Source organism: Streptomyces sp. NPDC097619 (assembly GCF_040302735.1).
Classification (GTDB): Bacteria; Actinomycetota; Actinomycetes; order Streptomycetales; family Streptomycetaceae; genus Streptomyces.
In genome coordinates this window covers 1-6,663 of the sequence record NZ_JBEOSD010000256.1, presented here as the reverse complement: position 1 = coordinate 6,663, position 6,663 = coordinate 1, and the positions used below count along the sequence as shown (strand labels likewise).

Below are 6,663 nucleotides of genomic sequence, written 5' to 3'. Positions count from 1 at the left end.
CAGAGCCTTGCCGCCCTGGACGGCGCCCTGTGCCAGCTCCCCGTCCACCCCCTGGACGCCTACGCCGGGGGGACGGCCCCGGCACGAGCCGTCAGGAGCGGCCCGCGGTCTCCCGCGCCGTCACCGCGGCCGCCGAACGCTCGGCGATCCGCGGGTTGCGCGACTTCAGCACCAGCCAGCCCACGCCCAGGCACAGGGCCCAGAAGGCACCCACGTACAGGGAGATCCGGCTGTCCGGGTCGATCGCGATCAGCACCGTCACCATCAGCAGGAAGGCCACCGCGATCCAGCTGCACACCGTGCCGCCGGGCGCCGGGAAGGAGGAGGCCGGCAGCCGGCCCGCGTCCACCTCGCGCCGGTAGCGGATGTGGCTGACCAGGATCATCAGCCAGGTCCAGATGCCCGCCGTGGTCGCCACCGACATCACGTACCCGAACGCCTTCTCCGGGACCACGTAGTTCAGGACGACACCGATGCCCATCAGGGCCGCGGACAGGGTCACGCCGAAGGCCGGGGTCTTCGCGGAGCTCAGCTTGCCCAGGATCTTCGGGGCCTCGGAGTTCGCCGCGAGGTCGCGGAGCATCCGGCCCGTGGAGTACATGCCGGAGTTGCAGGAGGACAGGGCCGCCGTGAGCACCACGAAGTTGACGATCGCCGCGCCCGCCGGGATGCCGATCTTGGCGAAGGCCGCCACGAAGGGGCTGACCCCGGGCTGGAACTCCGTCCACTTCACGACCATAAGGATCACGCTCAGCGCACCCACGTAGAAGACGATGATCCGCCACGGCAGGGTGTTGATCGCCTTCGGAAGGGTCTTCTCCGGGTTCTCCGACTCGCCGGCCGTGACGCCGACCAGCTCGACGGCCAGGTACGCGAACATCACGCCCTGCAGGGTCATCAGGCTGGAGCCCACGCCCTTCGGGAAGATGCCGTCGAAGGCCCACAGGTTCGAGACCGCCGCCGTGTCACCGGCCTGGCTGAACCCGAAGGTCACCACGCCCAGACCGATCACGATCATGCCGACCAGGGCCGTGACCTTGACCATCGAGAACCAGAACTCGATCTCACCGAAGATCTTCACCGAGATCAGGTTCGCCACGTACAGCACCACGAGGAAGACCAGCGCGGTCACCCACTGCGGTATGTCCGGGAACCAGTAGTGCACGTAGATCGCCGCGGCGGTCAGCTCGGCCATGCCGGTGACCACCCACATCAGCCAGTACGTCCACCCCGTCGCGAACCCGAAGAACGGGCCCAGGAACTCGCGGGCGTACTCCGCGAAGGAGCCGGACACCGGCCGGTACAGCAGCAGCTCGCCCAGGGCGCGCATGATGAAGAAGACGATCACGCCCGCCAGGGCGTACATCAGGATGAGGCTGGGCCCGGCCTTCGCGATGTTCGCGCCCGCGCCCAGGAAGAGGCCGACGCCGATGGCGCCGCCGATGGCGATCATCTGGACCTGGCGGCTGCCGAGTCCGCGCTCGTAGCCCTCCTCGGGCGTGCCGCCCTCGGCGGCGCCGTCGTTCTCGCCGGTGTTCTTGCCGACCTGCGTCGAGGTCATGTGTGGTGCGCCTTTCCGCTCCAAACCGCACCGCGCCCGACTGACGGGCCGCGGACGGGATTTCCGATCCCCCGGAATACCGATGGAGTTGCCCGCCGGCGGTGGCCGGCTCGGCGCCCCTGCGCGGACAGGGGTGGTGTCCGGCAGGCGGTCGTGAAGGTGTACCACGGTGCCCCGGCCCCGACTGTGGTGCACATCACCGGCATATCGGTCATTCGGCGGTGACCAGGCCGAAAGGCCCTGGCGCGGCGACCGGATCGTTATCCGGATCTGAGCGTCCTTTGAGCGAACAGCGCGATCCTGCAGAAGCCTAGGGCTGGGACTTGCGAATGTTCTTCAGGGTCACGTAACCAGCAGACCAGGTCACCACCGCAATGGCAACGAGAGCCCATCCTCCCGTATTGCCCATGGCCACGAGAGCGATTCCCAGTATGAGACCGAAGACCGCAGCGATGCTGCCGAGCATAAAGAACCACTTGACGCCGGCTCTCTGTTCAAGCGTCCAACCGAGGCGACTCATTTCTTTCTCCTACCTTTTTGGGACATCGAATCAGATCCGTCAGCCCCCGATTGCGTTCGATGCGAAATTACTCGCACCCCAGGAACCGGCATAGCAAACGGCTTGGCCGTAGAGAGCCGAGGTGCCGGCCGTGAGCGGAGCCCCACCGAGCATCACCGATTCGCAGATCCCGAGGACGATCGTGCCCGCGACCAATCCTGCAAGGTCACCCCAGAGCGCCTGGGTGTCGCCCTCCAGCAGATGGGAGCCTGCCTGGATGAGGTCGCCAGCGGGGCCCAGGGCGTCCAGCAGCGCCCGACCGGTGGGGTCGATGTTGTTGACGGGGTCGGCGCCGGCATACGCGTAGCGGTTCCCCTGTGCAGGGTCGGCGAGGAAGGTGAGGGGGTCCTGGCTGGTGAAGCGGCCGGTGGTGGGGTCGTACCAGCGCTGGCCGTACTTGAGGTAGCCGGTGGTGCGGTCGTAGGTGCCGCCGACGAACCGGTAGGGGTTCTCGGTGGCGGCGGTACCGGACTTGACGGTCTGGGCGGCGCCGTAGGGGTCGTATTCGTAGACGCCGGACTGGACGGTGGACTGGTTGATGAACTGCACGGGGCTGCCGAGGCCGTCGATGACGTAGTAGGCCTCGTAGCCGTTGGTGGTGCGCAGTGCGAGGGGTTGGCCGGTGGTGGGGTCGTGTTCGATGTAGGCGGTGCCGGCGGTCAGCTTGACGTGTTCGATGACGGGGATGCCGTATTGGTCGGTGCGTCCGTGGACGTAGTCGACGCTTTCGCCCTTGTCGGTGGTCTGGTGGACCAGCTCGTTGGCGTTGGTGCCGGCGTAGGTGTAGGTGCCGGTGCCGTTGGCGGTCTTCGCGGTTGCCATGCGGCCGGCGCCGTCATAGGTCACCCCGGACAGGGCGGGGGTGGTGGTGAGGTTGCCCTGGCCGTCGTAGCCGTAACCGCTGGTGGTGATCTGGTTCGCGGCGTCGTAGGCGAGGGTCTGGGTGGTGCTGCCGTCGGAGGACGTTTTGCGGTTGCCGCGGGCGTCGTACGTGTAGGTGTACGTCTTGCCACCCCCCGAGGTCGCGACCTTCGTCAGCCGGCTGCCGCTGTCGTAGCTGTAGCTGGTCGTCTTACCCGAAAGGTTGTCCTTACTCCACTGCAGCTTGCTCCGGCTGTCCGCCTTGAGGGTGGAGCAGGCCGGGGTGCCGGTCGCCCGGCAGTACGTGGTGTCGAACTGTCGGGTCGGCGAGGTCGCCGGGCCCTGGTCGGCCCACACGCGGCTGATGCGGCCTGCGGTGTCGTAGTCCTGGTGGACGCGGGCCTTGAAGATCGTGCGCGAGTCGTTGGTGCCGAAGTAGGTGTCGGTGCGCCAGCCCCGGTCGTCGTAGACGAACCCGATCTTCGTCGACGTGGACGGGGCGTTGGTCGTCAACTGGGTCAGCTTGTCTGCCGCGTCGTAGGTGTAGGCGGTGGTGCCACGCGCGTCGGTGAGCGAGGTCTGGTTGCCGTTCTTGTCGTAGCCGTAGCCGATGGTGCCGCCACCTGCGGTCGCGGTACGGGACGTCATCTTGCCCAGGTCGTCATAGCCGTAGGTGGTGGTCCCGGAGGCATCCGAGCGGGTGGCGACCCGGCCGAAGGGGTCGTAGGTGTAGCCGACGTCGGCCGTGGTGTCGGAGTAGTCGACCTTGGTGATGCGGTCGGCGTCGTCGTAGGTGAAGGTGCGGGTGACGCCACGGCCGTCCTTGGAGGTGGCGAGGCGGCCGAACGTGTCGTACGTGTACGACTTGGTCTTCAGCGAGCCGCCGGCCGGGTCCACGGAGGTGGCCTGGTGGGTGGCGGTGTCGTAGTTGTAGGTGGTGCTGGTGGTGTTGCCGGGGTCGGTGGAGGTCTTCACCGTGCCGTCGGTGTTGTAGTCGACCTTGGCGGTGGAGGCGTTGGCGTCGGTGGCCTCGGTGAGGTTGCCGGCGCCGTTGTAGGTGTACGTGGACTTGTTGGACTGGGCGTCCGTGGACTCCGAGGGCAGGTACTTCGAGCCGGCCGCGGTGTTCCCGTACGCAGCAGACAGCGAAGCCCCCGTCGGTGACTCGGACTTCGTCAGGGACTCGCCGGTGTTCGCGCCGAACGTGTTCGTGGTCGTGCCTGCGCCCGCCCCACCGCCGTCTGTCGCGGTGGCGGTGTCGAAGTTGGCCGTGTATGTCCTGGAGCGCTCTCGGCCTTCGGCGTCGGTGGCCTTCTTCACGCGGCCCGACTTGTCGTCGGTGAGTTCGTAGGTGGTGTGCGGGACCGCTGTGACTGGCTGCGTCTGGTCGGTGTCGGGCGAGGCCACCACCGTCTTGGCCGGGTCGGCGTAGGAGAGGCGGGTGACCGAGTCTCCCGGGGATCCGGGGGCCTTGTTCTCCTGGGTGATGGAGGTGACGCCGACCGAACCGTGCGCGAAGCGGGTCACTCCCCCGCCCGGGTTCGTGATCGACGTCAGCTTGTGCCCCGTGTACCCGAACGAGGTCGTGCGGCCGAGGGTGTCCTTGACCGAGACCAGGTCGCCGGCGCTGTCCACCGTGTAGGTGACGGTGCGCTTCCTGCCGTCCGATCCGGTCTGGGAGAGGGTGGTGACGTGCCCGGAGGCGGCCGTGTAGACGGCGGTCTTCTGGGTCTGGGTGCCGCGGGTGGAGACGATCGTGGAGGGGAGCGTGCCGTTGTAGGCGAGCGTGGTGGCGTTGCCGTTGCGGTCGGTGATCTTCGTCAGCTTGCCCGCGCTGTCGAAGTCCTGCTTGCCGGAACCGTCATTCGCAGTGAGCGTGTAGGTGCCGTCGGCGTTCTTCACCAACTTCGCCTTCGCCCCGGCCGGGGCGGTCAGGCCGGAGGCAGAGTGGGTGAACAGCCAGGTGGCGCCGCCGCGCCCGTAGTAGGTGACCGAGCCCTCCTCGTGCACCGTCAGCGCGACGTCGTACGGGGTCAGCTTCCAACCGTGGCCCGCGGCCGCGTCCGGGCCCGTGGCCTCGGTGCCGATGGCGGCGCTGTTGTAGGCCACGCCGAGACCGGTGTCGCCGTTGATTCCCGGCAGGGTCAGATCACCCGTGGTGACCAGGAGGTTGCCGGTGCCCACGTCGACCTGCGCGCCGACTCAGTCGCCGGCGGCGAACTTCAGGCGGGTGGCGCCCGGCCGCTCGCCCGCGCCGGTCATCGGGCTCACCCGCGTGGACCGGCGCGGGGTGAGGGCGGTGCAGTCAGTGCCCTGGCATGCCTGTGCCTGCCAGTCGAACTGCGTGCCTGCCCGAAGCGGGTCGGGCAGCTTCAGCCGTGCCACCTGACCGGCCGTCACCGTGACCGCGGCCCCGTCGACGAGGTCGTCGGCACCTCCCGCCGCGTAGGTTCCGGCGAAGAATTTGACGGTGACCTGGCCGGAGCCGGTCGCGGTCATCGCCGTCAGCACCGGCTGCGTCGAATCCGTCAACGCCACCAAATGCGACAGCGCACCCGGCGCGGCCACCGCCGGGGGTGATGCCCCACGCCGTGATCGCCGCGACGACCCCCACCGCGGCGACCGCCGTCGATCGTCGTCTGAAGCCCGGAAGCAACATGGACCCCCCATGTGAAGAAGCAAGGCCCGCCACTCGGCGGGCCGTGCTCATCGTCCGGGCCACCCCACGATGGAATGAAAGATTCCAGGCGATCGTCACCCACCGAAACCAAGGTCACTTACGGTGAATCAACAGACTTATCAATACCTCTGCGGGTCAAAGCAAGGGGGATGCACGCACGGGCCTCTGATTCCACCCGACCCCATCGCCGTGCACCTAACAAATCGTTGAAGGTTCAGACCTTATGAACAACCCCACAGGAATGCACCCCAACTTCACGGGCACACGGGCTCGTTGCAGAACCCACCACCCAACCGAGGAGCACCCCATGTCCGCCTGGCAGACCACCGCCGTCATCCTCACCGCTTGGACGGCAATCGCCACCCTCCTCGCCCTATGGCTCGCACGCCACATCCACCCCACGCATCCCAAGGCTCCACCCGCTCCCCCCTGCGACCGTCCGACCCTCAGCTGACCCGTCCGAGCCGACCCGCCCTCCATGAGAACGGACCCTTCAAAAGACGACGCTGACCCGCACGGCGCGCTGACCCGCCTCAGGGAATACGGTCGGGGCCGCGGGGCGGCCGGATGCCGCCGGACCAGCCCGGCCGGTCGGAGAGATACCGGCGGTGGCTTGGGCGCTTGGTCGCGGTCACCGCGCAGTCGGCCGTGGACCCGCCCGACCATGCGGGCCAGGACCCGGGAGCAGACGGTTCCCGGTTCTCCCTAAGGGCCAGGGATGCTCGTACCCCAGGAGCATGACGCTGCTGCCGGATCCGCTTCGGCGCTTGAACCGACCCGTGACCGCAGGCCGCCCGCCGAACCGTCTGCGGGGCGGGACCCGGAGGCGGACGAGGCCCGTGCGGCGTCCTGTCGGGACGGGGTGAGGTGCATGTCGGTCAGGCGGCGGCATGTTGGGGGCGGCGGAGTTCGGCGCGGCCGAAGAGGAGGGCGTAGCCGTCGGGGAGGCGGTGGAGGATGCGGTCGAGGAGTTCGGGTCCGGTGAGGCGGGCGACGATGTTG

General features: G+C 68.2%; 5 protein-coding genes and 1 pseudogene. 1 reads left to right on the top strand and 5 read right to left on the bottom strand.

The annotated features are described in order from the left end of the window. Positions 1-91: 91 nt before the first annotated feature. The 4 genes from ABTZ17_RS35590 to ABTZ17_RS35575 form a co-directional block, all read right to left on the bottom strand. The gene (locus ABTZ17_RS35590; RefSeq protein ID WP_352199955.1) at positions 92-1,561 is read right to left on the bottom strand and encodes an amino acid permease; all 1,470 of its coding nucleotides are present in this window, start codon (positions 1,559-1,561) and stop codon (positions 92-94) included. A gap of 310 nt (positions 1,562-1,871) precedes the next feature. Further along, positions 1,872-2,081 (bottom strand): hypothetical protein, encoded by a 210-nt coding sequence (locus tag ABTZ17_RS35585; RefSeq protein ID WP_352199954.1) that lies wholly within the window; start codon positions 2,079-2,081, stop codon positions 1,872-1,874. 39 nt (positions 2,082-2,120) lie between these two features. Then, positions 2,121-5,165 (bottom strand): RHS repeat-associated core domain-containing protein, encoded by a 3,045-nt coding sequence (locus ABTZ17_RS35580; RefSeq protein ID WP_352199953.1) that lies wholly within the window; start codon positions 5,163-5,165, stop codon positions 2,121-2,123. 18 nt (positions 5,166-5,183) lie between these two features. Beyond that, positions 5,184-5,549: a hypothetical protein gene (locus tag ABTZ17_RS35575; protein ID WP_352199952.1), complete on the bottom strand. Its 366-nt coding sequence runs from the start codon at positions 5,547-5,549 to the stop codon at positions 5,184-5,186. A gap of 419 nt (positions 5,550-5,968) precedes the next feature. Between ABTZ17_RS35575 and ABTZ17_RS35570 the strand changes: the two genes are divergently transcribed. Continuing rightward, on the top strand, positions 5,969-6,115 hold the full coding sequence (locus ABTZ17_RS35570; protein WP_352199951.1) for a hypothetical protein: 147 nt from the start codon (positions 5,969-5,971) through the stop codon (positions 6,113-6,115). Between the two features lie 424 nt (positions 6,116-6,539). Here the strand turns inward: ABTZ17_RS35570 and ABTZ17_RS35565 are convergent. Further along, positions 6,540-6,663: pseudogene (locus tag ABTZ17_RS35565) on the bottom strand (DUF2267 domain-containing protein); the annotation flags it as partial.